The sequence below is a fragment of the Rhizobium sp. CC-YZS058 genome, assembly GCF_034720595.1.
Lineage (GTDB): Bacteria > Pseudomonadota > Alphaproteobacteria > Rhizobiales > Rhizobiaceae > Ferranicluibacter.
In genome coordinates this window covers 692,724-715,957 of sequence record NZ_JAYESJ010000001.1, presented here as the reverse complement: position 1 = coordinate 715,957, position 23,234 = coordinate 692,724, and the positions used below count along the sequence as shown (strand labels likewise).

Below are 23,234 nucleotides of genomic sequence, written 5' to 3'. Positions count from 1 at the left end.
ATCACTGATCACTGATCACTACAATTCTCACTCCCCAACCACCACCCCCACAAACGGCAACTCTCGAAACGCATAGGCCACGTCCATGCCGTAGCCGACGACGAAGTGGTCGGGGCATTCGAAGCCGATGTGGTCGGCTTCGAAATCCACCTCGCGTTTGACCTTCTTGTCGAGAAGCACGGCGATGGAGACGGACTTGGCGCCGCGTTCCAGCATGAGATCGCGGGCAAAACGCAGGGTGCGCCCGGATTCGAGGATGTCGTCGATCAGCAGAACGTCGCGACCGGCGACATTGCTGTCGATATCCTTGATGATCTTGACCCCGCGCGAGACCGTGCCCGTGCCGTAGCTCGACAGGGTGATGAACTCGACCTCGGGCGCGAGCCCGGCGTCGTGCATGGCGCGGATGAGATCGGCTGCGAAGATGAAGGAGCCCTTGAGCACCGAGATGACGAGCAGGTCGTCGTTGCTGCCGCGGGCGATCGTCTCCGCCATTTCCCGATTCCGCTGCGCGATGACTTCAGCAGTGAACAGCGGTTCGATGGTTTTTCCACGGACGACGGGCATGGCAACGGTTTCTCCGGAAAGAGACGGCGAAGGCGCACCGGCCGGACAAGCGGCGATGCGGTGAGACCTGCCGTTAGCACAGTCAGCGCGCGGACGCACCCGTGGGCGCGAAGGAAACCTCGACCTGCGGCAAGGACCCGCCGGAATGCGGAAGACGCGCGGTAAACCGCCGGCTCTCGCCGGGTGCCAAAGGGCCGATCCCGGCCAGTTGCCCCTGGACGCGCATCAGCCCGGAGGGACCTGTGAGCTCGACCGTGATTGCGGGCACGCGGCGGGTTTCGCCGGAGCCGTTGACCACCGCGCCATAGACCGAGACGACCCGCATGCCGTTCATGTCGGAGAGCCGGGCTTCGACATCCTCGACCCGCAGCGTCGGCGCAGGACCGGCCGATACCTGGCCGCCCAGCAGGAAGGCCACCAGACACAACGTGCCGGTCAGCGCAACGAAGCTGCGGAGCGAGAGAAGGGTCAGCGCCCGCTCCAGCGTCTGCAGCAGCATGGATGCCTTGGCCGGGCCCCGCCCGAGAGGCGGGGAAGCCTTTGCCGATGCGGCGGCGCGCCTGGCACCCGGCACGGTTTCGAAGACGGCATCGACCACGTCCAGCCGTCGCGACGCAGTGCGTTGCGCGGGCCGCGGGCCGCGCCGGCCTTCCGGCGGCAGAAGGTCGGCGGCGCTCGGTGTGAAGCCGCGATGCGTGGATGCGTTCAACCCTTGCTCTCCCTACGGATCATCGGTGGTGACACGCAAAACAGAACACGAAGCCTAGGGGAAACAGGGTTAACGAATCCTTAACCGCGCGGACCCGGCATGCCTCTGCGCATCGTCCGATGCGGGATACCGCAGTCAAGATAGGGCTCTCCGATCGTCTCGAAGCCGAAGCCTTCGTAGAACCCTGTCTTGTCGGCCTGGGCAGAGAGCTCGAACCGGCCGGCCGCCAGCGTCTCGAAATCTGACAGGACTCGGCGCATCAGCGCGGCGCCGACACCGCGGCCGCGTGCCTCCTGCGCCACGGCGACCCGGCCGATCTTGATCGGATCGGTGTCCGCCAGCACCCGCAGCACACCGCAGACCGAGCCATCGAGCACCGCCACCAGATGGTGCGCAGTAAGATCCAGCGCGTCGAACTCCTCGTCCGCAGGCACGCGCTGCTCGGCAATGAAGACCTGGCGCCTGAGACGGAAGCCGAGATTGCACAGGTCCGAAAACAGCGGCACGGTGAGAATGATGGGTGATTCGGCCATGGACACTCCTTTTGCGGCAAGCAAAGCATGGTGCGCGTGAGGCAGGAAGCCGTGCTGCGCGGAGGCGAGCCCTGAAAGCGGCGCTTTTTCATGGAAAATTAACCGGTGTTTAACCATGTTGGAGACGCGCGGCCGCCCGGCCGCTCTGATGCTTCTCGAGGCGGGCAGGCCTTTGATCCATTTTGAAAATGTCGGATTGCGCTATGGGATGGGACCGGAGATCCTCCGCGACCTGACGTTCGACATTCCGCGCCGGTCCTTCCAGTTTCTGACCGGCCCCTCCGGCGCCGGCAAGACGACGCTGCTGCGCCTCCTGTTTCTGTCGCTGAAGCCGACACGCGGTCTGATCCGCATGTTCGACCGCAACATCACCTCGATCCCGCGCGACGAACTTCCCATGCTGCGTCGCCGGGTGGGGATCGTGTTCCAGGATTTTCGCCTGCTCGACCATCTGACGACCTATGAGAACGTGGCGCTGCCGCTCAGGGTGCGCGGCAAGGAGGAATCCTCCTACCGTGCCGACGTGCTGGAGCTGCTCGGCTGGGTCGGGCTCGGGGAGCGGATCAACGTCCTGCCGCCTGTGCTCTCCGGCGGTGAGAAGCAGCGGGCGGCCATTGCGCGCGCGCTGATCGACCGCCCGGAGATCCTCCTCGCCGACGAACCGACCGGCAATGTCGATCCGCCGATGGCCCGGCGCCTGCTGACGCTGTTCATGGAACTGAACCGGCTCGGCACCGCCGTCGTCATCGCCACGCATGATCTGTCGCTGATGGACCAGGTGGAGGCCCGCCGGATGATTCTCACCGAAGGGCGGCTCGATATCTATGACTGAGGCCCGCTCCTCCCTCCGCCGACCGGCCACGCCGCAGGCCAAAGCCCCGCCCGCCGGCGAGGCCCGCCGACCGCCGCTGCGCGTGCGGCCCACAGGGCCGATCGTCCCGCCGGTGAACGTCTCCGGCCAGGCGCTGATGCTGGTCATCGCCATCATGTCCTTCCTTGCCTGCCTGACGCTCGGTGCCGTCTCCATGGTGCGCGCCACCGCGCAGAGCTGGCAGAGCGAAATCTCGCGCGAGGTGACGATCCAGATCAGGCCTGACGAGGGGCTCGATATCGATGCCGCCCTGGCGGAGGCGCGCCGCGTGGCGCTGACCTTCGACGGCACGGTCGACGGCGCCATCGTCGATCGCGAGGCGACGGCCCGCCTGCTTGAGCCCTGGCTCGGCGAGGGGCTGGATCTCGACGAGCTGCCGGTGCCGCGCCTCGTCGTCGTCACCATCGACGAGACCAACCCGCCGGATTTTGCCGCCATGCGCACGGCGCTGACGGAGAAGATCCCGCAGGCATCGCTCGACGATCACCGGACCTGGGTGGACCGGCTGGTGGCCATGGCGCGGACGACCTCGCTGATCGGCACCGGTGTCCTCATCCTGGTCTTCTCGGCCATGGTCCTGACCGTGGTCTTCGCCACGCGCGGCACGCTCTCCGGCAACCGCCATATTGTCGAGGTGCTGCATTTCGTCGGTGCGGAGGCCGGTTTCGTCGCCAACGAGTTTCAAAAGCATTTCCTGCGCATCAGTTTGAAGGGTGCAGGGGCCGGCGGTCTGCTGGCCGCCCTCTGCTTTGCGGCAGCAGGCTGGTGGCAGAGCCGGTCCCTGGCGACGCCCGAAAGCGACCAGGCGACCGCACTTTTCGGCACCTTCACCATCGGCGCGCTCGGCTATGTCGGCATCGCCTTCATCATGATCGTCATCGCCCTGCTGACAACGCTGACCGCGCGATTCACCGTCATGCGGACGATCTACGAAATCGACCTTCTCCGCTCCGATCCGGCTCGGGCGGAGTTTTCGCAGAATTCCTGACATGAGACCGGCGCCGTTCCCCTCCTTGCCGCAATCGCCCGCTAACAGAGGGCCCGCCGAACGCATGGGTGCGCCGGCGAACGAGCGTCGCGGACTGACGGGGCCGAAGCCGGCCCGAGACGAGCACTGATGGCGAACCAGACGACGGAGCGCACGGGAATGGACGAGGACGGCCTGCGCCGTCCGCTGGCGCGGCGCCATGTGGGCCGCGTCCGCCAGGCCGTGCGTGCAATCTTCTATCTGCTGCTGTTCATGGCGGGCCTCACGCTGATCGCCTTCCTCTATTTTGCCGACCAGGTGGCCTCGCTGCAGCCACCGCAGGATCCAAAGGCCGATGCGATCGTCGTTCTGACCGGCGGCTTCCAGCGGATCGACCAGGCCGTGGATCTCCTGAAATCCGGCGCGGGCGGCCGGCTGCTCATCTCCGGCGTCCATCCGAGCACGACCAGCACCCAGATCCGCCGCAACACGCAGAGCCCGCCCGACCTGTTCCAGTGCTGCGTCGATCTTGGCCGCGACGCGATCGACACGATCGGCAATGCCAATGAGACGGCGGGCTGGATCCGCAGCAATGGCTACCAGACCATTCTGGTGGTCACCAACAATTACCACATGCCGCGCAGCCTGCTGGAGCTGCGCCGCGCCAATCCGGGCATCAGCTTCATCGCCTATCCCGTCGTCAATTCCGACCTGAAGAGCACGAACTGGTTGCGCAACCCGATGGTGTTGAAGGCAATCCTTTTGGAATTTGCAAAATTCAGCGTCGCCACCGCGCGGGATGCGCTCGGCGCCCATAGCGCCAGCGGCCTGCGCACGGTCGACGGCCCGGCTGCGGCCGACTGAGCGGGCACTGGCCAAGCGGGGTTTTCGCGGCGCGAAGGATCGTGTAGGCAGCCTTCACCCGCTCCTCGGAAGCTCGCTCATGGTCCCCCTCCGTTCGGCCCTCTTCAACGTCGTCTTCTACGCCAACCTGATCCTGCAGATGATCGTGTTGACGCCCGTCTATTTTCTCATGCCGCGCAAGGCGTCCTGGATCGTTCCGAAAACCTGGGCCAAGACCAATCATGCCCTGATGCGGGTGCTGGTCGGGACGACCTTCGAGATCGAGGGGCTTGAGAACCTGCCGGCCGACGGCGTCTATATCCTTTCACCCAAGCACCAGTCCTTCTGGGATGTCTATGCGCTGCTGCCCTGGCTGTCCGACCCCTTCTTCATCCTGAAGAAGGAGCTGATGCGCATCCCGCTCTTCGGCTGGTACGTGGCCAAGCAGCGCATGGTGCCGGTGGACCGCGCCGCCCGCGGCCGGGCGATGGCGGCAGTGATGGAGCGGACCAAGCAGGAAATGGCGACCGGCCGCCAGCTCATCATCTACCCCGAAGGCACGCGCAAGCCGCCGGGCGCTGCGCCGGACTACAAATACGGCATCGCCCGGCTCTATCGCGATCTGCAGGTGCCTGTGGTGCCGGTGGTCATGCATCCGGGTCTGTTCTGGCCGCGGCGCTCGCTGCGCCGCTATCCCGGCCATTTCAAGGTGCGGATCCTGCCGCCGATCCCGCCGGGGCTCGATGCCGACGCATTCCTGGCCCGGCTGATCGATACGACCGAGACCGCCAGCGACCAGCTGCTCGTCGAAACCCTGCGCGACAATCCGCACCTCCCCGTGCCGCCTGAAGCGGCGGAGAAGCTGCGCGCAATGCAGGCCGCTGCCTGAGGCGAAAGTTCACGCCTCGGCCGGGTGCGACGTGCGGGCGAGAAGCCTTTTCACACCGCGCCCGACCTCTTCCAGCCAGTGATCGCGGATCTTCATGGCGCGCAGATGCTCGAGCGTGTTCATCACATAATCGACGTTCTCGCCGGAGCGGCCGCGCGCATGCGCCACGATCAGCGCTGCCTCGTCGGCCTTCAACGCTCCGGCATATTGGACATGGGCCCGGTCGATCACATAGCCCAGCGCTGACACCCGCCGCCCGTCGGCCAGCATCAACGGCAGCAGGCGCTCCTTGTAGACATGGGTCACCAGCTCCCGCTCGCGCAGATAGGCGATCACGGACGCCCGATCCGAGGCCGCCACCTCGAAGGCCATGCCGCGGCAGGAACCGCCCCGATCAAGCCCGAGCACCAGCCCCGGCGCAGCCTCCGTGCCGCGATGGACATAGGAGCGCACGCACAGCGCCCGACGATAGCCATAGGTCATGGCGGCCATGCTGGAGGTATGGGCAAAGCCCGGGTTCCACATCAGCGATCCATAGCCAAACACCCAGAGATCGCCGCCCTCAAGATCGACAGCCTCGCCTGCCACCTGCATTCATCCTCCTCGTTGCGATCCGGCGCAGAACCGCCGCGCAGAATCATCGTCTCACGCAGTGTTGAAGCAAGGCGGGGTGGCCAGACAAGGGCCGAATTGCACGGGTTGATCGCTTCTCTCCCGCTTTGGTGCGAGTTCCGCCGCAAATCCCGCGCCGCTCTCCACCTCGGAGGGTTGGACGGCCGGCCAATCATGGCCTAAATGGTCGCTTCTGACTGAGCGGGCCCTTGCGTCCGCTGGCGCGGCGCCGAGGCGCGCCCTCCCGTCCGCATGCCGCATCGACGGCCCAACCCGAAGGTCGATCCTGAATGTCGTCAGCCACGCCCACTGCCGCACGCGTGAAGATCAAGCGTCTGGCGATCGGCATCCTCGTCTTTCTCGCTGTCTATACCGGCGTCTGGTTTCTCGCCGCCTATCAGATCGAGACCCGGCTTTCGGCCTTTCTTGCCGGGCGCAGCGGCTCGGCACGCACGCTGGAATGCGACGACATGGCCGTGCGCGGTTTCCCGTTCCGCATCGGGCTGTTCTGCGATTCGCTGCGGCTGGACGACCGGGGCAATGCGGCCTCGGCTTCCTTCGGCGCGCTGCGCTCCGCCGCGCAGGTCTATTGGCCGGGCCGCGCGGTCATCGAACTCGACGGACCGGCAGAGATGCGGGTCTCGCCGGATTTTGGCCTCTCGGCCGTATGGTCGCGGCTGCAGGCCAGCATCGATGCCGGGTTTTCCAGTCTCAACCGCTCGTCGATCAGTGCGGACGATCCGTCAGGCACGCTGGTGCTGGGCTCGATCGGCGAGCGGCTGGCCTTTTCCGCCGCCCATGGCGAGCTGCATCTGCGCCGCAACGGACCGGATCTCGATGCGGCCGCGACGCTCACCCGCTTCGACCTGAAGCCCGCCGACGGACCGAGCCTGCTGCCGCCGCTCGACAGCGCGGTGGATCTGACCGTCAAGGACCGGGCCGACATGCTGGGCCTCGGCCGCCTGCGGGCCGCCGCGTTGCGCGGTGCCAGCGGCGAGGTGCGCAACCTTACCCTCGATTTCGGCAATGGGCTGGTCACCACCGCATCCGGCCCCTTCACCGTCAGCGAGGATGGGCTGATCTCGGGGGCCTTCAAGCTGTCGATGCGTGATGTCGAAGGCTGGCGGCGGACCCTTGCAGCCGCCTTTCCCGAGGATGAAGACACGATCGACAACACCGCCAACATGCTGACCGCGCTTGCGGCCGGCGCCAAGGATGCCAGCGTGACGCTGAACGTGCGCGACGGCACGGCCTTCCTCGCCTTCATCCCGATCGGTGTGTTGCCGACGCTCTGACGATCACCCCTTGCCGTCCAGCGCATGCCGGCCGAAGTCGGCCTGGTCCGTATCCTGCCCGGCCTGAATGATGGATCGGCGAATCGCGCGGGTGCGGGTGAAGAGGTCGAACAGCTTCTCGCCATCGCCCCAGCGGATCGCCCGCTGCAGATAGGCGAGGTCTTCCGAAAAGCGTGCGAGCATTTCCAGGATCGCGTCCTTGTTGTGCAGGCAGACGTCGCGCCACATGGTGGGATCGGAGGCGGCCAGACGAGTGAAATCGCGGAACCCCGAGGCGGAGTATTTGATCACTTCCGACTCCGTCACCGTTTCCAGATCATCCGCCGTGCCGACGATATTGTAGGCGATGATGTGCGGGAGATGCGAAACGATGGCGAGGACCTTGTCGTGATGGTCCGGATCCATCTCCTCGACATTCGACCCCAGGCTTTCCCAGAACGCCCGAAGCTGGGCCTTGGCGGCCTCGTCCGTGCCGGGAAGCGGCGTCAGGATGCACCAGCGCCCCTTGAAGAGACCGATGAAGCCGGCATCCGGGCCGGAATATTCCGTCCCCGCGATCGGGTGACCGGGGATGAAATGCACCGTCTCCGGCAGATGCGGCGCCATCTGGGCGATCACCGACCCCTTGGTCGAGCCGACGTCGGTCACGATGGCGCCGGCCTTGAGATGCGGAGCAATCGCCTGCGCCACGGCGGCCGAAGCGCCGACAGGCACGGACACGATGACAAGATCTGCGCCGGCCACGGCCTCGGCCGGGGACAGGACATAGCTGTCCCCGAGGCTGAGCGCCTCGGCGCGCTTCAGCGTTTCGGCGCTGCGGGTCGAGATGGTGACATGGCCGGAAAGCTGCTTGTCGCGGATCTCGCGGGCGATGGAGGAGCCGATCAGGCCGATGCCGATCAGGGCGATACGATCGAAAAGCTGCGCCATCTCGCCTTACGCCCGCATGAAGTCGGTCAGCGCGGCCACCACGCCGTCATTGGCCTCGGGCGTGCCGATCGACAGGCGCAGCGCATTGGGGAACCCGTAGCCCCGCACCGCCCGCAGAATATAGCCGCGGCGCGACAGGAACTCGTCCGCCTCGGCCGCCCGCTTGCCGTCGATGTCCGGGAAATGGATGAGCACGAAATTGGCGACCGAGGGCGTGACCCGCAGGCCGAGCGCCGACAGGGCGTCGGTCAGCCGGTCGAGCCAATGCGCGTTGAAGTCGACCGCCTCGGCGGTGAAGGCGCGATCCCGCACGGCCGCCGCGCCGGCTGCAATGGCCGGGGCGTTGAGGTTGAAGGGCCCACGTACCCGGTTCAGCGCATCGATGATGGCCAGCGGTCCGTAAACCCAGCCGATGCGCAAGGCAGCAAGGCCGTAGATCTTCGAGAAGGTGCGGGTCATCACCACATTGTCATTGGAGGAGACAAGCTCGATGCCAGCCTCGTAGTCGTTGCGGCGGACATATTCGGCATAGGCCGCATCGAGCACCAGCACGACCGATTTCGGCAGGCCGGCATGCAGGCGGCGGACATCGGCGACGGGCACGAAGGTGCCGGTCGGGTTGGCCGGATTGGCGAGAAAGACCATCTTCGTCTTCTCGGTGACGGCGGCGAGAATGGCATCGACATCCACGCGGCAATCGACTTCCTTCACCGTGACCGGCGTGGCGCCGGCCGCCATGATCTGGATCTTGTAGACGAGGAAGCCGTGCTCGGTGATGATCGCTTCGTCACCCGGACCCAGATAGACATGGGCGAGCAGGCCGAGCAGCTCGTCCGAACCATTGCCGCAGAGAATATTGGCGGCATTCAGGCCATAGACTTCGGCGATCGCCGCGCGCAGCTCATGCGCCTGCCCGTCCGGATAGCGCTCGAGGCTTGCGGCAGCGGCCTGGAAGGCGGCGAGCGCCTTGGGGCTTGCCCCGAGCGGGGTCTCGTTCGAAGACAGCTTGTAGACCTTCTCCACCCCCGGCGCGGTCTCCTTGCCGGGCACATAGGCGGCGATGTCGAGAATGCCGGGGCGCGGGATCGGGTGGGTGGTCGCGGAGCTCATGGGCGTGCTTTCTGCGAAGAAGACGATGCGGTCGGAACAAGCAATGGCAGAGCCATTACCGGCCGGCTGCCCGCTTGTCGAGCCCGCCCATGCCTAGCCTCGGCGGCGAATCACCGCGGCCCGGCCCCGTCGCGCGTCGTCGGCACGCCCTGGGGCGCCAGCACCGGCACGAAGACGCGGCGCGAGGCCCGCGCGGCGACCGGCAGGCCCTGATAGAGCCGCTTCTGCGCCTCCACGACGATCACGCCGGAAAAGAGCGGCCAGAGCGAGCGGCCGATGCGCTCGAAGCCGCGGCCGAGCTTCAGAATGGTCTTGCTGCTCGAAGGCGGGAAGAACAGCGCCTCCGCCGAAGCCCCGGGCGTGAAATTGGTTTCCCGCAAGAGGGCCGTCAGCTGGCCGCGCGAATAGGGCCGGCCGGAGCCGAAGGGCGTATGCTCCATCCGCGCCCACACCCCCTGCCGATTGGGCACGACGATGACGAGCCGGCCGCCGGGCGCCAGCACGCGCCAGAGCTCCTTCATCGTCTCGCGCGGGTTTTCGGCAAATTCCAGCGAATGGACCATCAGTACCCGATCGATCGACGAATCAGGCAGCGGCAGCTCCTCGTCGAAGATCAGCGCCGTGGCGGAAAGCTCTGCCACCGGCCAGTTCACTGCCCCCTGCCCTGCCGGCATGAAGGCAAAGGTGCGCTCCGTATCGGCCTTGAAGCGCTCGAGATAGGGCACGGCATAGCCGAGGCCGACCAGCCGCTCTTCCGGCAGCCGCGCCCAGACGGCGGCGATCGCCATGGTGATCGCCTGCTCGGCGCTGCGCCCCAGAAGCGAATGATAGAACTGGCGAAGGTCGACGATATCGGCGTGCATGGTCGGCAAGGGTAGATCGGGTCGGGCCGAAAGAAAACTCTCCACGGCACAAATTGGAGCGCCGCGACGTTACGGGCGCAGGAGGTCCCGCTGGACTTCCCCTCGCCTTTTCGTCACCTTTCCCGCGTCCACCTCAGGAACCCGCTTCATGCCTGCCTTTACCATCGAGCTCTTTGCCTGCCGCTCCGACAATTTCGGCGTGCTCATCCATGATGAGCTGAGCGGGGCAACCGCCTCGATCGATGCGCCGGAAGAGGCGCCGATCCTCGCCGCGCTGGAGCGCCGAGGCTGGACGCTGACCCATATCTTCACCACCCACCACCATGCCGACCATGTGGACGCCAACCTGCCGCTCAAGGCGCGCTTCGATGCGCAGATCATCGGTCCGGCGCTGGAGGCGGCACGGATTCCCGGCATCGATCTGACGATCGGCGACGGCGGCGATTTCACCTTCGCGGGGCGGCCGGTGCATGTCATCGGCACGCCGGGCCATACGGCCGGTCACATCTGCTATCATCTGCCGGAAGACCACCTGCTGTTTGCCGCCGATACGCTGTTTGCGCTCGGCTGCGGGCGGCTGTTCGAGGGAACCCCGCTCGACATGTGGACATCGCTGTCGAAGCTCATGGAGCTGCCCGACGAGACGCTGGTCTATTTCGGCCACGAATACACGCTCTCCAACGCCCGGTTCGCCGTGACCATCGACCCGCAAAATGCCGAATTGCAGGCCCGGGTGCGGCAGATCGAGGAGGTGCGAGAGCGCGGTGGGTTCACGGCGCCGACGACGATCGGGCTCGAGAAGCGCACCAATCCGTTCCTGCGCGCCCGTGACACGAAGATCCGCGCCGGGCTTGGCCTCGAAGACGCCGGCGATGCCGAGGTCTTTGCCGAAATCCGGCGGCGCAAGGACGCGTTTTGATGACGGCCGACGAGATCATCGAAACGCTGCAGCTCGAACCGCATCCGGAAGGGGGCTACTATCGCCAGACCTTCCGGGATACGGCCGGCGGCGCGCGCGGCCACTCGACCGCCATCTATTATCTCTTGCGCGCCGGCGAGCGCTCCCACTGGCACCGCGTGCGCGATGCTGCCGAAGTCTGGCACTTCTATGCCGGCGATCCGCTGGTGCTGCGCATGTCGGTCGACGGCGGGGCGGCCGAAGGCGGGGCGGTCAGGGAGACCGTGCTTGGACCGGATCTCGTTGCCGGCCAACGCCCGCAGGCCGTGGTGCCTGCGGATGTCTGGCAATCGGCAGAGAGCCGCGGCGCCTTTACGCTTGTCGGCTGCACGGTCGCGCCGGGATTCGAGTTTGCCGCCTTCGAGATGGCACCTCCCGGCTGGACACCTGCCGGCTGAGCGCGACCAAGCGGGGCGCTCCCAGCTATTGCGCGGCTTCCGGCGCGGCGGAGCGTTTCAGGATCACGTCCTTCGAGGCGAGCACCGCCCCGCCGGTGACGAGCAGGCAGGCAAGCCCGATGGCGAGAGAGGGTTCTGCAAAGCCGAAGAGGACAAGCATCAGCGTCGAAAGCACCGGCGCGGAATAGCTGGCGACGCCGAGCAGCTGGATATTGCCGTTCTTGACGCCGAAATCCCAGGCATAGAAGGCCGCGCCGACCGGCAGCAGGCCGAGACCGAGGACAGCCAGCCACTCGCTCGGCCCCTGCGGCCAGACGGTCTGTTCGAGCGCCAGGTGGCAGAGCAGCGACAGAACGGAGGTGGCAAGGCAGAAGCCGGTGACGACATCGGTCGAGACCGCCTCGAAGCGGCGGGTCATGAGGGAGTAGCCGGACCAGGTGAAGGCGCAGGCGAGCGCCGCGCCGTAGCCAAGCGCATAGGCGCTGTCGAAGTCGACGCCCTTGCGCGCCACGATCAGCGCCGTCCCGGCGAGGCCGGCAAGCGCGCCGACGACATGATGCCAGGCCAGCCGCTCACCCGGCAGCAGCGCCGAGCCGACGACGATCAGCAGCGGCCAGAGATAGGCAATGAGCCCGGCCTCCACGGCCGGCGCGTTGCGCAACGCCGTGAAATACAGGAAGTGGTAGCCGAACAGCCCGGCAATGCCGACGATCCAGACCTTGGCCGGCTGGCGCAGCAGCGCCAGGCGCTCGGGCCTCAGCAAGAGCACCCCGAGCCCCGGCAGGCTTCCGATCGCAAAGCAGAGGGCGGAGAGCTGGAACGGCGGCATCTTGCCCGAGGCGGCGGTGAAAAGCGCCAGCAGGGCCCACATCAGGATCGCGGTAAAACCGATCAGCGTGGCCCGAACCGTCATGCGCCTTAACTCCGTACGTCACCCTTGAACCGCGTGGCCCAGACGGTCACCGGACCATATTTCGTGGGAACGCGCACATAGACCGGAGCGTATACATTCCCCGCCTCAGCCTTGGCAAACCAGATCTCCATCGTGTCGAGCTTCTTCAGATATTCGACATCCGAGCGGCCCTTCTTGTAGCCGGAGCGCGGCACGAACTTGACGCCGCAGACGATGACGTCACCGGAGAAACCGTCGGTCTTGAACGGCTTGCTGCCCTTGGCCGACAGCTTGAAGTCCATCCGCGATTCGCCGTCGAACACCGGCAGCGTCTTCGGGCAGACCTTGGCATCGGCCGGGAAGATCAGGCCGGAGAGCGGATCGACGACATTGCGCATATCCGCCTTGGTCACCGGCACCCAGTTCTTCGGCGTGCGCCGCTCGGGACGCAGCGTCGCGGAGGTGACATTGCCATCGGCGAAGGAAACATCGATCGCGCGCGCCTTCTTGCCGCTCTTGTAGCGCACCGAATAATCGGTCGCCGAAAGCTTGTCCGGCTCGATGACGCCCGAGACCGAGGTCTGGCCGGAGGTCGAGGACAGGATATCGGCGAGGCCGGCCGAGCTGAGCTTGCCGGAGATCGAATAGCGATCGTCGGTAAAGACAGTGTGGAACGAGGCCCGGGCGATCGGCAGGCCGGCGAGCGAGATCGTATAATCCGTTTGGTGTTCAGCCTCGGCCGCGCGCGAAGCCGCGGGCGCCGACAGCGAAAGAGACAGGGCCAGAAGGGCCGCAGAACCGACACGCCACGCCATGCGCGAGACCTTTCCGTCGAGAAGGGGGAAGAAGGAGGATTGCAGATAGGGTGCCAATGAGGCAATTCTACGCCCGGCTCCCCGGCGCAGATGCTTCGTTCACCCTGTTTATCCCCGGCAGCGTGGCATGGGACGCGCGAAAATACGCTCTGCGGCTTGACGCGGCGAGCCCGTCTGACTATAGAACCGCAACTTTCCAATCATGGCCGGTGGGAATGGTGCCTGGGCTTGTGGCCCGCAACTGCATTGAACGCTGGCAAGTACAACGATAGGTGATTCCATGTCCCGTGTTTGCGAACTGACCGGCAAGGGCGTCCAGTCGGGCAACAATGTCAGCCACGCCAACAACAAGACCAAGCGCCGCTTCCTGCCGAACCTGTGCAGCGTCACGCTGATTTCGGATGCTCTCGGCCAGCGTTTCCGTCTGCGCGTTTCGGCATCGGCCCTTCGTTCGGTCGAGCATCGCGGCGGCCTCGATGCCTTCCTGCTGAAGGCTGACGAGACCGAACTGTCGATGCGCGCCCGCCTGCTGCGCCGCCAGATCGTCAAGAAGTCGGCTGAAACGGCCGTTGCAGCCTGAGCTGCTTGAGCTTAGGCTCAAGCCTGGCTTGAACGCTTTCGATGAAGGCCCGCCTCCGGCGGGCTTTTTCATGGGATTTCGCCGCCGCGAGGACGACACGCTTCGCGGCTTCTCCACTCCAACTGGTGGCATCACCCAGGATAAAAAAATGCTGAAGCAACGGACTTTCGCGCTCTACGTCGTTCTGATGACCCTGGTGGTCGTCGCCTCCAATATTCTCGTCCAATATCCCCTGCCCGGCGCCATTGGCCCGCTGCAGCTCGGAGATCTTCTGACCTGGGGCGCGTTCAGCTATCCGGTCGCCTTCCTCGTCACGGATCTGACCAACCGGCAGTTCGGGCCTCGCATCGCGCGGCGCGTCGTGTTCTGCGGTTTCGCGGTGGCCGTCGTGCTTTCGGTCATGCTGGCGACACCGCGTCTGGCCATCGCTTCCGGAACGGCCTTTCTGCTCGGCCAGCTTCTCGACATCACGCTCTTCAACCGGTTGCGGACCCAGGGCTGGTGGCGCGCGCCGCTGGTCGGCTCGCTGATCGGCTCGGCCCTCGATACGCTGATCTTCTTCTCGATCGCCTTCGCGCCGGCCTTCGTCGTCTTTGGCCCCAACGACCCCTTCGCTCTGGAATCGGCGCCGCTCTTCGGCTTGCTCGCAACCGAGGCGCCGCGCTGGATCTCCTGGGCCCTGGGTGACCTCAGCGTCAAGATCCTCGTCGGGCTTGTCATGCTGCTGCCCTACGGGGCGCTGATGGCAGTGATCAAGCCCATGCCGGGCGTGAAGGCCAGCGCGCAGGGTTAGTCCGGAACGGCCTTTCGACCTGTTCAAACGAAGGGTCCGGGCTGCCCACCTCGGAACCAAATGCAGGTCTGGTCATTTCCGTGTCCGTAAGACAAGGAAAGGACCCGTATCATGACCCGTAAGATCATCCTCGCCTCGGCTGCCCTTCTGTCGCTCAACCTCGGCAGCGCTGCCTATGCGCAGAACGGCACCGTCACCGGCACCGCCGGCGGCGCCGTGACCGGCGCGATCGTGGGCGGCCCGGTGGGCGCCGTTGTCGGCGGTGCCGTGGGCGCCGTAGCCGGCACGGCCATCGATCCGCCGCCGGAACGCGTCGTCACCTATGTGCAGCAGGCCCCGATGCCCGCCGAGCCGGTCGTCGTCGAGCAGGAAGTCGTCGTCGGCAAGCCGCTTCCGCAGACGGTCGTGCTGCAGCAGATCCCGGAAGATCCGGCCTATGCCTACACGGTCGTCAACGACCGCCGCGTGATCGTCGATCCGAAGAGCTATACGGTCGTCCGCGTTCTCGACTAAGCCTTCGAGGCAAGCCGTTCAAAGGCCCCTTCGCCAGCGTGAACTGACCCCGAAAAGTTGTGTCCAACTTAATGGGGTCAGTTCACCGGCGGAGGGGCTTTTTTCAGTCCGGCAGCAGCCTGAATTCGAGCATCAGGTTGCGCTCGAGGATCGAGTGATTGTCGTCGGAGACGATGATGATCCGGATCTCGCCATCGGGCTGCACGACGACATCCAGCCCTTCCATATTGTCGATCTGGTAGCCGAGATCGGCAGTGAGAATAACGTCTCCATCGACGACAGCGTCGGGCGCGATGCTCTCACCCTTGATGCGGCGGATCTGCATGCCGAGCCCTGCGGCGAAGGAGAAGCGGCGTTCCAAAAGCAACAGATCGCCGTTCGGCAGGAAGGCGCCATCCGTCACCGCAAAGGGGTCGTGCTGCACGACCGCGAAGCGACCGCGGCGCGGGCCCTCGAGAACAGCAGCAAGAAGGTGGTTCTGCTTGTCGAAGGAGAGCTCCGCCACGATGACGGGCGATCCCTTCAACGGGCCGGTTTTTGGCGAGACGGCAACCGTTTCCAGCCCGCGATTGTCTCTCAGCAGACCGGGCGGGATGAGCATGGGCAGGCTGCGCAGGGGCCGCGCCGTCGCAAAGCCGGGGTCGGGATAGGCGTCGACGCGGGCAAAGCGCTCGAAGCTGACCAGCGCCTGGCCATCGCGCAGCGCCAATCCTTCGGCGTCCATCCGGTGCTTGACCTTCTCCGTGCGACCGGAGGCATCGCGCATCGAGGTGATTGTCACATCCTCGACACCCGCCAGCTTTCCCGCCTCATCCCGCGTGACCCGTCCCTCGATCCAGTGGCCGGTATCGAGGATGCCGACGAAATGGGTGCGATCGGGCCGGAAGCGGATGGAGGAGAAGGCACCGAACAAGGCGTTGCTCGACGACATGGCGATGCCGCCGATAAACTCGGTCTTGCCGAACACGGTCTGGGCGGAACCATGTTTGAAGCTGCGGATCTGCGTGCTGCGAATCGGCGCGGCCTCCTGGGCGGCAAGAGGACCGGCCAGGCACAGGGTCATCAAGGCGGCCAGCAAGGGCCTCATGCGCGGGGCGATCACGTGATCAGCCGGCGCGCCGGGCGCTGCGGGGCATGCGACGCTTGCTCTCGTCGTCGAACAGCGAGGCGAGCTGCTCGGTCATCGCGCCGGCCAGTTCGTCGGCATCGACGATGGTGACGGCACGCCGGTAATAGCGCGTCACGTCGTGTCCGATGCCGATCGCCAGAAGCTCCACCGGAGAGCGCGTCTCGATCTGCTCGATCACCGCGCGCAGATGCCGCTCCAGATAGTTGCCCGGATTGACCGACAGCGTCGAATCGTCGACCGGCGCACCGTCCGAGATCATCATCAGGATCCGCCGCTGCTCGGAGCGAGCAAGCAGCCGGTTGTGCGCCCAGATGAGTGCTTCCCCGTCGATGTTTTCCTTCAGCAGTCCCTCGCGCATCATCAGGCCGAGATTGCGACGGGCGCGGCGCCAGGGCGCATCGGCCGACTTGTAGATGATGTGGCGCAGATCGTTAAGGCGGCCCGGCAGTTGCGGCTTGCCGTTGGCGAGCCAGCGCTCGCGGCTCTGCCCGCCCTTCCAGGCCTTGGTGGTGAAACCCAGGATCTCGACCTTGACGCCGCAGCGCTCCAGCGTGCGGGCCAGAATATCGGCGCAGGTCGCCGCCACGGTGATCGGCCGACCGCGCATGGAACCGGAATTGTCGATCAGAAGGGTGACGACAGTGTCGCGGAAATTCGTGTCGCGCTCGCGCTTGAAGGAGAGCGGCTGCATGGGGTCGATCACCAGGCGCGGCAGGCGCGCCGGGTCGAGATAGCCTTCTTCGAGGTCGAATTCCCAGGACCGGTTCTGCTGCGCCATCAACCGGCGCTGCAGCCGGTTGGCGAGACGGCCGACCGCACCCTGAAGATGGGCAAGCTGCTTGTCGAGGAAGGCGCGCAGACGGTCGAGCTCCGCCTCGTCGCACAGGTCCTCCGAGGCGATGGTCTCGTCGAATTCGCTGGTGAAGACCGCGTAATCAACCTTCTCGTTGAAATCGTCGAAGGGATGGGCCGGGCGCTTGACCTCGCCGGGCGTTTCGCTGTCGTCCTCGCCCTCGTCCGACATCTCCTCGTCGGAGATCTCGGCGCCGTCCATCTCGCCGTCGTCCATCTGCTCTTCGGCGGATTCATTTTCTTCCGAAGGTGCTGCATCCGAGCCCGCATCCTCTTCCGAGGTGCTCTCGTCCTGCTCCTGGCTGCGCGGCTGGTCTTCGTCGGTCTGGCTTTCCTCGTCGTCGGGCTCGGCCTCGTCCTCGCCGTAGCGTTCGGCCACATCCATGGAGGCGAGCATGTTGCGCACGACGCGGGCGAAGGCCTGCTGGTCGTTGACCGCCGCCGAGAGGCCTTCCATGTCCTGCCCGGCCTTCTCCTCGATGAAGTCCCGCCAGAGGTCGAGCACCTTGCCGGCGGAGGCCGGCGGCGCACGTCCGGTCAGCCGCTCGCGCACGATCAGGGCCACGGCTTCTTCAATCGGCGCATCGGCCTGGCGGTCGATCGCGCCGAAATTGGCCTTGGCATATTTTTCCTCGAGCATGGAGGCGATGTTGTCGCCGACGCCGTCCATGCGCAGCGCACCGATCGATTCGACGCGGGCCTGTTCGACCGCGTCGAAGATCACCCTCGCATCCGTTCCCTGCGGCGACATGGTGGCGTGGACCCGGGCGTCGTGGCACGCCTTGCGCAGCGCCATGGAATCGCCGATGCCGCGCGTGACCGACAGCTCCTGCCGGGTTGGCCGCTTGGAAAGCTCCGGCAGGCGCATGCGCTCGCCGGTCAGGCCGGGGCGCTCGTTGGCGAAGGTCACCTCGACCTCCGGGTCGCCGGCGATCGAGCGGATGCAGCCGGTCAGCGCGCGGCGGAAGGGTTCCACATCCACCACTGCACTGGGTCTTGGCCGTGAATTGTCGCCGCGCCCTGCCATTCGATCAGGCCGTCGCGTCGAGAACGATGTTGGCGGCGCTCTCCTTCAGCTCCACGCCGAAGGCGCGCTGATAATGCTCGGCCACCAGCGCCCGCTCCAGCTCGTCGCACTTGTTGAGGAAGGTGACGCGGAAGGCGAAGGCGATATCGCCGAAGATATGGGCGTTCTCGGCCCAGGTGATGACCGTTCGCGGGCTCATGACGGTCGAAAGGTCACCGTTGATGAAGGCGGCGCGGGTGAGATCGGCGACGCGCACCATCTTCGACACCGTGTCGCGCCCGCGCTTCTCGGTGAAGCCCTTCACCTTGGATGCGACGATATCGACCTCATTGTCATGCGGCAGATAGTTGAGCGTGGTGACGATCGACCAACGGTCCATCTGCGCCTGGTTGATCTGCTGCGTGCCGTGGTAGAGACCGGTCGTGTCGCCGAGGCCGACCGTGTTGGCGGTGGCGAACAGGCGGAAGGCGGGGTGCGGACGGATGACGCGGCTCTGGTCGAGGAGCGTCAGGCGGCCCGCCGATTCCAGCACGCGCTGGATGACGAACATCACGTCCGGACGGCCGGCATCATATTCATCGAAAACCAGCGCCACATTGTGCTGATAGGCCCAGGGCAGGATGCCGTCCTTGAACTCGGTGACCTGCAGCCCGTCCTTGACGACGATCGCATCCTTGCCGACGAGATCGATGCGGCTGACATGGCTGTCGAGGTTGATGCGCACGCAGGGCCAGTTCAACCGGGCGGCGACCTGCTCGATATGGGTGGACTTGCCGGTGCCGTGATAGCCCGACACCATGACGCGACGGTTGTGGGCAAAGCCGGCGAGGATGGCGAGCGTCGTTTCGCGATCGAACAGATAATCCGGATCGGCGTCGGGCACATAGGCATCGCCCTTGGAATAGGCCGGGACCTTCAGGTCCGTATCGATGCCGAAGACCTCGCGGACGGATACGGTCGTATCGGGAAGATTGGAAATATCGAGGTCTACCTTGCTCATCATGTCTCCGGGGACCGCGACTCCGGCGGTCGCAGTGTGCATTGCAACGGGATCGTGTCTTCCTAGCAGAAGCCGGCCTGCTTTAACAATTGGTAGGCCTGAATGACCGCGCGAAATCGGTCTTCCGAGCCGCGATCGCCGCCGTTGGCATCCGGGTGGTGCTTCTTGACGAGATCCTTGTAGGCCGCCTTGATATCGGCCTGGGTCGCATCGGCATGGAGGCCGAGGGTTTCGAAGGCCTTGGCCTCCAGCGTCTTCAGCTTGCGCTGGCGCGGCTCCTGCTTCGGCGCACGGGCCCGTGCTTCGCTGACAAAGCCGAAGGGATCGCGCATCCGCGCCTGCGCGCCGGCGGTGCCCGAGCGCGTCTGAGACTGGGCAGGGCCGTTCTTCGCGCTCTTGTTCACGCCGATCGTCCAGGTCGGGCGATGGCCGGTCAGGGCTTCCTTCTGGTAGCGGGCGATCTCGGTGTCGGAGAGGCCGGAGAAGTAGTTGTAGCCCTTGTTGTACTCCTTCACATGCTCGAAGCAGAACATGAAGTACTCGTTCTCGGCATTGCGGCCGACCGGGGCGCGATGCGCGCCATTTTCCTCGCAGCCATCCCACTGACAGACAGGCGCCATCCGTTCTGGCTTGGCGCTCGTGCGGCGCTTGGTCCGGATCGTATCGAAATATTTTGAATCGAGCTTCATGAGGCACATTATGGGGCGTGGGCAGGGCCACAACAAGAATTGACAAACCGGAATGTTGGTGGCTTTGAGGAGGTGATTTCTCCGATGCGAACCGCCTTGCGGCGGTCTGCCCTCAAGCCAGAAGAAGCGGGCCGAAAGATGTCAGTCAGAGAGCGTATCGAGGCAAAGCTGAGCGAGGCTTTCTCGCCCGAGCGCCTGGCCGTGATCGACGAAAGCGCCAGCCATGCCGGCCATCAGCCGGATGTCACCGGCACGGGCGAAACTCATATGCGAGTTCGCATCGTGGCCGATGGCTTTTCAGGCCTTTCGAGGCTGGCCCGTCACCGGGCGGTCAATGCGGTGTTGCAGGGCGAACTTGACGCCGGGCTGCATGCGCTGGCGATCGAGGCGGCGGCGCCCGGCGAAGCGACGCGCTGGTAGCCTGATCTCAGGCCGAAAGTTTCTCTTCCAGGAAGCCGAGCACGGCGGAGGCCGGCACATCGTCGGCCACGAAGGATTGTCCGAGGCCGCGCGTCAGGATGAAGGTCAGCTTGCCGCCCTTCACCTTCTTGTCCTGGGCAATCGCATCCATCAGCACCTCGGCCGGCGGCAGTCCGCCCGGAATATCGCCAAGCCGGGTCGGCAGGCCGACGGTCCTTAGATGCGACTCGACAAGGGCCGCGACATCGGGGCTTGCGAGGTTCATGCGGGCGGAAAACTGGTGCGCGAGCACCATGCCGATCGAGACCCCTTCGCCATGGACGAGCCGGGCACTCTCATAGGCCGTTGCCGCTTCCAGGGCATGGCCGAAGGTATGGCCGAGGTTCAGGAGCGCCCGGCGGCCGTTCTCCCGCTCGTCCGCCGCCACAACATCGGCCTTGGCCTGGCAGCTCACCGCGATGGCCTCGATCCGCGCCTCGCCGCCTGCAAAGACCGCCTGCCAGTTGTCCTCCAGCCAGGCGAAGAAATCGGGGCGGTCAATCAGCCCATATTTGGCGACTTCGGCATAGCCGGCACGAAATTCGCGCGGCGAGAGCGTGTCCAGCACGTCGGTATCGGCGAGCACCAGATCCGGCTGGTGGAAGACGCCGATCAGGTTCTTGCCCTGCGGCGAGTTGATGCCGGTCTTGCCGCCGACGGAGCTATCGACCTGCGCCAGAAGCGAGGTCGGCACCTGGATGAAGCGGGAGCCGCGCCGCACGATGCCGGCGGCAAAGCCGGTGAGATCGCCGATCACCCCGCCGCCCAGCGCAATCACCGCATCGTTGCGCTCGATGCGCGCGCGGATGATCGCTTCGCAGACCGGGATCAGATGCTCGAAACTCTTGGTCTTCTCGCCGGCCGGCAGGATGGTCGAGACCGCTTCGATACCGGCTGCGGCCAGCCCGGCCATGAAGGGTTCGAGATAGAGCGGCGCGACATGTTCATCCGTCACCACCGCCATGCGTCGGCCCTTCAGCCGCGCGGCGATCTCGCCGGCCGCCGAGGCGATCAGGCCGGGCCCGATCAGAATGTCATAGGCGCGCTCGCCGAGATCGACACGGATCGTGCGGGCGGGAGACGGCGTGGCGGTCATGCTCAGGTCCTCTTCAGCGCGGCGACGGCTTCGAGAACCTCCTCCACCATGCGCTCCTTCTTGACGTCGCGCGAGAGCACGCTGACATCGGCTTCGGCATAGATCGGGTAGCGGGCCTCCATCAGGCGCGCCAGCGTGCCCTTGGGGTCTTCGGTCTTCAACAGCGGACGAGTGTCGCGCTTGTTGACCCGTTCCCAGAGGACGTCGAGATCGGCATTCAGCCAGACCGACAGGCCGTTCTTGCGGATCTGCCGCCGGGTGGCCTCGTTGATATAGGCACCCCCGCCCGTCGACACGACACGCGCGCCGGAGGTGAGCAGCCGCCGGATCACGCGGGTTTCAAGCGCCCGGAATTCCGGCTCGCCATATTGGGCGAACAGTTCGGCGATGGTCATCCGCGAGACACGCTCGATCTCGTGATCGGAATCGACGAAGGGGATGCCGAGCGTCTGGGCCGTGAGCCGGCCGATGGCCGACTTGCCGGCCCCCATCAGCCCGACGAAGACGAGGTTGCGCTTTCCAAGCACGGATTTCACCTGCTGGACCAGCGCCTCCGACACGGGTTCGACCACGTCACTCATCGTTTATCTTTTTCGTCCCCTTTTCCCCTTCCTATCGTCAATCGCGCATGAAGCGTCAAGGGAGGCAGGGTACGGCGCGCAAGCCGGTGCTTGCACTCGACGCCGCATGCCGCCATATGACACCGCATGTCCAGGAGCGATCGATGCCCACCCTTGTCCGGTTTCTCTTCATCTGCCTCGTCCTTGCGGGGATCGTCTATGGCACGATGCTGGCGCTTGCCACCTTCGTGGTGCCGACGGAGCGGGACGTGACGGTGCGCATTCCGGCCGAGCGGATGAACCGTCCGTGAGCCTGGACCTGTCCGCCGCCCATCTCGAGGCGTTCCTGGAGATGATGAGCGCCGAACGTGGCGCGGCCGCCAACACGCTGAACGCCTATCACCGCGATCTCTCCGACGCGCAGGCCTTTCTCAAAGGCCGCGGCGTGCGGGCGGGAGAGGCCACTTCGGACGATCTGCGTGCCTATCTGACCATGCTTGCGGAGGAAGGCTTCAAGCCCTCGAGCCAGGCGCGACGGCTCTCGGCGCTTCGCCAGTTCTACAAGTTTCTCTATGCCGAAGGCCTGCGCGCCGATGATCCGACCGGCATTCTGGACGCGCCGAGGAAGGGCCGCGCCCTGCCGAAAACCCTAAGCCTTGACGACGTGACGCGCCTGCTCGCCCGCGCCGAGGAAGAGGCGAAGGCAGAGCCGGATCGCATCGAGCCGCTGCGCATGCATGTCCTGATCGAGATGCTCTATGCGACCGGCATGCGTGTCAGCGAGCTCGTGACGCTGCCCGCCTCGGTTCTCGCCCGCAACGGACGGATGCTGATGATCCGCGGCAAGGGCAACAAGGAACGCATGGTGCCGCTGTCGCGCACGGCGATCGCGGCGCTCGACCTCTACGGCACGAAACTCGCCGCATTCCAGGCAGCACAGCCGGCCGGCAAGGAAAGCCCCTGGCTGTTTCCGGCAGCGTCCGAGGCGGGCTATCTGCCGCGCCAGGTTTTCGCCCGTGACCTGAAATCCCTGGCCGGGCGGGCGGGAATTCGCGCGGCCGTCATCTCGCCGCATGTGCTGCGGCACGCCTTCGCCAGCCATCTGCTCGCCAATGGTGCGGATCTGCGCGCGGTGCAGGAACTGCTTGGCCATTCCGACATTTCGACCACGCAAATCTATACTCATGTGCTGGAGGAGCGGCTGCACCAATTGGTGCAAACGCACCACCCCCTTGCAAAACAGGCCAAAAAACGGGATTAGACCCCCCTGACCGAAGGGCTGAC

The 23,234-nt window shown here is 65.6% G+C and carries 28 protein-coding genes; 13 read left to right on the top strand and 15 right to left on the bottom strand.

Annotated elements, in window-relative coordinates; genetic code table 11:
• Positions 1–27: 27 nt before the first annotated feature.
• From hpt to U8330_RS03500, 3 genes are all read right to left on the bottom strand, one after another.
• The gene (gene hpt / locus U8330_RS03510) at positions 28–567 is read right to left on the bottom strand and encodes a hypoxanthine phosphoribosyltransferase (protein WP_323103765.1); all 540 of its coding nucleotides are present in this window, start codon (positions 565–567) and stop codon (positions 28–30) included.
• Positions 568–649: 82 nt separating this feature from the next.
• On the bottom strand, positions 650–1,276 hold the full coding sequence (locus U8330_RS03505) for a hypothetical protein (protein WP_323103764.1): 627 nt from the start codon (positions 1,274–1,276) through the stop codon (positions 650–652).
• 80 nt (positions 1,277–1,356) lie between these two features.
• Positions 1,357–1,809 carry a GNAT family N-acetyltransferase gene (locus tag U8330_RS03500; RefSeq protein ID WP_323103763.1) on the bottom strand — a complete coding sequence of 151 codons (453 nt, stop codon included), beginning with the start codon at positions 1,807–1,809 and terminating at the stop codon, positions 1,357–1,359.
• 172 nt (positions 1,810–1,981) lie between these two features.
• Here U8330_RS03500 and ftsE point away from each other — a divergent pair, with 172 nt between their 5' ends.
• The 4 genes from ftsE (at position 1,982) to U8330_RS03480 (ending at position 5,379) form a co-directional block, all read left to right on the top strand.
• Positions 1,982–2,641, top strand: coding sequence for a cell division ATP-binding protein FtsE (gene ftsE / locus U8330_RS03495; RefSeq protein ID WP_323107138.1), 660 nt, complete (start codon positions 1,982–1,984; stop codon positions 2,639–2,641).
• A complete protein-coding gene (locus U8330_RS03490; protein ID WP_416236811.1) occupies positions 2,634–3,668 on the top strand; it encodes a cell division protein FtsX in 1,035 nt (344 codons plus the stop codon). Before ftsE ends, U8330_RS03490 begins: the two co-directional genes overlap by 8 nt.
• Positions 3,669–3,797: 129 nt before the next feature.
• On the top strand, positions 3,798–4,511 hold the full coding sequence (locus tag U8330_RS03485) for a YdcF family protein (protein ID WP_416236810.1): 714 nt from the start codon (positions 3,798–3,800) through the stop codon (positions 4,509–4,511).
• Positions 4,512–4,590: 79 nt separating this feature from the next.
• Positions 4,591–5,379 (top strand): 1-acyl-sn-glycerol-3-phosphate acyltransferase, encoded by a 789-nt coding sequence (locus tag U8330_RS03480; protein ID WP_323103762.1) that lies wholly within the window; start codon positions 4,591–4,593, stop codon positions 5,377–5,379.
• A gap of 9 nt (positions 5,380–5,388) precedes the next feature.
• Here the strand turns inward: U8330_RS03480 and U8330_RS03475 are convergent, their stop codons facing one another.
• Positions 5,389–5,973 carry a gamma-glutamylcyclotransferase gene (locus tag U8330_RS03475; protein ID WP_323103761.1) on the bottom strand — a complete coding sequence of 195 codons (585 nt, stop codon included), beginning with the start codon at positions 5,971–5,973 and terminating at the stop codon, positions 5,389–5,391.
• A gap of 308 nt (positions 5,974–6,281) precedes the next feature.
• Here U8330_RS03475 and U8330_RS03470 point away from each other — a divergent pair, with 308 nt between their 5' ends.
• Positions 6,282–7,286 carry a DUF2125 domain-containing protein gene (locus U8330_RS03470; protein ID WP_323103760.1) on the top strand — a complete coding sequence of 335 codons (1,005 nt, stop codon included), beginning with the start codon at positions 6,282–6,284 and terminating at the stop codon, positions 7,284–7,286.
• A 3-nt stretch (positions 7,287–7,289) separates the two neighbouring features.
• On the opposite strand, the gene U8330_RS03465 is transcribed toward U8330_RS03470, so the two are convergent.
• From U8330_RS03465 to U8330_RS03455, 3 genes are all read right to left on the bottom strand, one after another.
• The gene (locus U8330_RS03465) at positions 7,290–8,216 is read right to left on the bottom strand and encodes a prephenate/arogenate dehydrogenase family protein (RefSeq protein ID WP_323103759.1); all 927 of its coding nucleotides are present in this window, start codon (positions 8,214–8,216) and stop codon (positions 7,290–7,292) included.
• A gap of 6 nt (positions 8,217–8,222) precedes the next feature.
• Positions 8,223–9,326, bottom strand: coding sequence for a histidinol-phosphate transaminase (gene hisC, locus U8330_RS03460; protein WP_323103758.1), 1,104 nt, complete (start codon positions 9,324–9,326; stop codon positions 8,223–8,225).
• A gap of 110 nt (positions 9,327–9,436) precedes the next feature.
• Complete coding sequence (locus U8330_RS03455; protein ID WP_323107132.1) at positions 9,437–10,189, bottom strand: class I SAM-dependent methyltransferase; 753 nt, start codon at positions 10,187–10,189, stop codon at positions 9,437–9,439.
• Between the two features lie 148 nt (positions 10,190–10,337).
• Here U8330_RS03455 and gloB point away from each other — a divergent pair, with 148 nt between their 5' ends.
• Both gloB and U8330_RS03445 read left to right on the top strand, forming a co-directional pair.
• Positions 10,338–11,108, top strand: a complete 771-nt coding sequence (gene gloB, locus U8330_RS03450) for a hydroxyacylglutathione hydrolase (RefSeq protein WP_323103757.1) — start codon at positions 10,338–10,340, stop codon at positions 11,106–11,108.
• On the top strand, positions 11,108–11,545 hold the full coding sequence (locus U8330_RS03445) for a cupin domain-containing protein (protein ID WP_323103756.1): 438 nt from the start codon (positions 11,108–11,110) through the stop codon (positions 11,543–11,545). The genes gloB and U8330_RS03445 overlap by 1 nt, the downstream gene beginning before the upstream one ends.
• A 25-nt stretch (positions 11,546–11,570) precedes the next feature.
• Here U8330_RS03445 and U8330_RS03440 read toward each other — a convergent pair whose 3' ends face one another.
• Positions 11,571–12,458, bottom strand: a complete 888-nt coding sequence (locus tag U8330_RS03440; RefSeq protein WP_323103755.1) for a DMT family transporter — start codon at positions 12,456–12,458, stop codon at positions 11,571–11,573.
• Between the two features lie 5 nt (positions 12,459–12,463).
• On the bottom strand, positions 12,464–13,252 hold the full coding sequence (locus U8330_RS03435; RefSeq protein ID WP_323103754.1) for a DUF3108 domain-containing protein: 789 nt from the start codon (positions 13,250–13,252) through the stop codon (positions 12,464–12,466).
• A gap of 280 nt (positions 13,253–13,532) precedes the next feature.
• On the opposite strand from U8330_RS03435, the gene rpmB reads away from it, so the two are divergent.
• From rpmB to U8330_RS03420, 3 genes are all read left to right on the top strand, one after another.
• Positions 13,533–13,832 carry a 50S ribosomal protein L28 gene (rpmB, locus tag U8330_RS03430; RefSeq protein ID WP_323103753.1) on the top strand — a complete coding sequence of 100 codons (300 nt, stop codon included), beginning with the start codon at positions 13,533–13,535 and terminating at the stop codon, positions 13,830–13,832.
• Positions 13,833–13,980: 148 nt separating this feature from the next.
• A complete protein-coding gene (locus U8330_RS03425; RefSeq protein ID WP_323103752.1) occupies positions 13,981–14,625 on the top strand; it encodes a queuosine precursor transporter in 645 nt (214 codons plus the stop codon).
• Positions 14,626–14,736: 111 nt separating this feature from the next.
• Complete coding sequence (locus U8330_RS03420; protein ID WP_323103751.1) at positions 14,737–15,138, top strand: DUF1236 domain-containing protein; 402 nt, start codon at positions 14,737–14,739, stop codon at positions 15,136–15,138.
• Positions 15,139–15,241: 103 nt separating this feature from the next.
• Here the strand turns inward: U8330_RS03420 and U8330_RS03415 are convergent, their stop codons facing one another.
• The 4 genes from U8330_RS03415 to U8330_RS03400 form a co-directional block, all read right to left on the bottom strand.
• The gene (locus U8330_RS03415; RefSeq protein WP_416236809.1) at positions 15,242–16,225 is read right to left on the bottom strand and encodes an esterase-like activity of phytase family protein; all 984 of its coding nucleotides are present in this window, start codon (positions 16,223–16,225) and stop codon (positions 15,242–15,244) included.
• Positions 16,226–16,244: 19 nt separating this feature from the next.
• Positions 16,245–18,146: a cobaltochelatase subunit CobT gene (gene cobT / locus U8330_RS03410; RefSeq protein ID WP_323103750.1), complete on the bottom strand. Its 1,902-nt coding sequence runs from the start codon at positions 18,144–18,146 to the stop codon at positions 16,245–16,247.
• A 4-nt stretch (positions 18,147–18,150) separates the two neighbouring features.
• Positions 18,151–19,146, bottom strand: coding sequence for a cobaltochelatase subunit CobS (gene cobS / locus U8330_RS03405; protein ID WP_323107130.1), 996 nt, complete (start codon positions 19,144–19,146; stop codon positions 18,151–18,153).
• A gap of 62 nt (positions 19,147–19,208) precedes the next feature.
• The gene (locus tag U8330_RS03400) at positions 19,209–19,844 is read right to left on the bottom strand and encodes a J domain-containing protein (RefSeq protein ID WP_323103749.1); all 636 of its coding nucleotides are present in this window, start codon (positions 19,842–19,844) and stop codon (positions 19,209–19,211) included.
• 129 nt (positions 19,845–19,973) lie between these two features.
• Between U8330_RS03400 and U8330_RS03395 the strand changes: the two genes are divergently transcribed.
• Positions 19,974–20,255 carry a BolA family transcriptional regulator gene (locus U8330_RS03395; RefSeq protein WP_323103748.1) on the top strand — a complete coding sequence of 94 codons (282 nt, stop codon included), beginning with the start codon at positions 19,974–19,976 and terminating at the stop codon, positions 20,253–20,255.
• Positions 20,256–20,262: 7 nt separating this feature from the next.
• On the opposite strand, the gene aroB is transcribed toward U8330_RS03395, so the two are convergent.
• Together aroB and U8330_RS03385 are read right to left on the bottom strand one after the other, a co-directional pair.
• Complete coding sequence (gene aroB / locus U8330_RS03390; protein WP_323103747.1) at positions 20,263–21,390, bottom strand: 3-dehydroquinate synthase; 1,128 nt, start codon at positions 21,388–21,390, stop codon at positions 20,263–20,265.
• Between the two features lie 2 nt (positions 21,391–21,392).
• Positions 21,393–21,971 carry a shikimate kinase gene (locus tag U8330_RS03385; RefSeq protein ID WP_323103746.1) on the bottom strand — a complete coding sequence of 193 codons (579 nt, stop codon included), beginning with the start codon at positions 21,969–21,971 and terminating at the stop codon, positions 21,393–21,395.
• A 143-nt stretch (positions 21,972–22,114) separates the two neighbouring features.
• Here U8330_RS03385 and U8330_RS03380 point away from each other — a divergent pair, with 143 nt between their 5' ends.
• Together U8330_RS03380 and xerD are read left to right on the top strand one after the other, a co-directional pair.
• Positions 22,115–22,261 carry a hypothetical protein gene (locus tag U8330_RS03380; RefSeq protein WP_323103745.1) on the top strand — a complete coding sequence of 49 codons (147 nt, stop codon included), beginning with the start codon at positions 22,115–22,117 and terminating at the stop codon, positions 22,259–22,261.
• Complete coding sequence (gene xerD, locus U8330_RS03375; RefSeq protein WP_323103744.1) at positions 22,258–23,211, top strand: site-specific tyrosine recombinase XerD; 954 nt, start codon at positions 22,258–22,260, stop codon at positions 23,209–23,211. Before U8330_RS03380 ends, xerD begins: the two co-directional genes overlap by 4 nt.
• Positions 23,212–23,234: the final 23 nt, after the last annotated feature.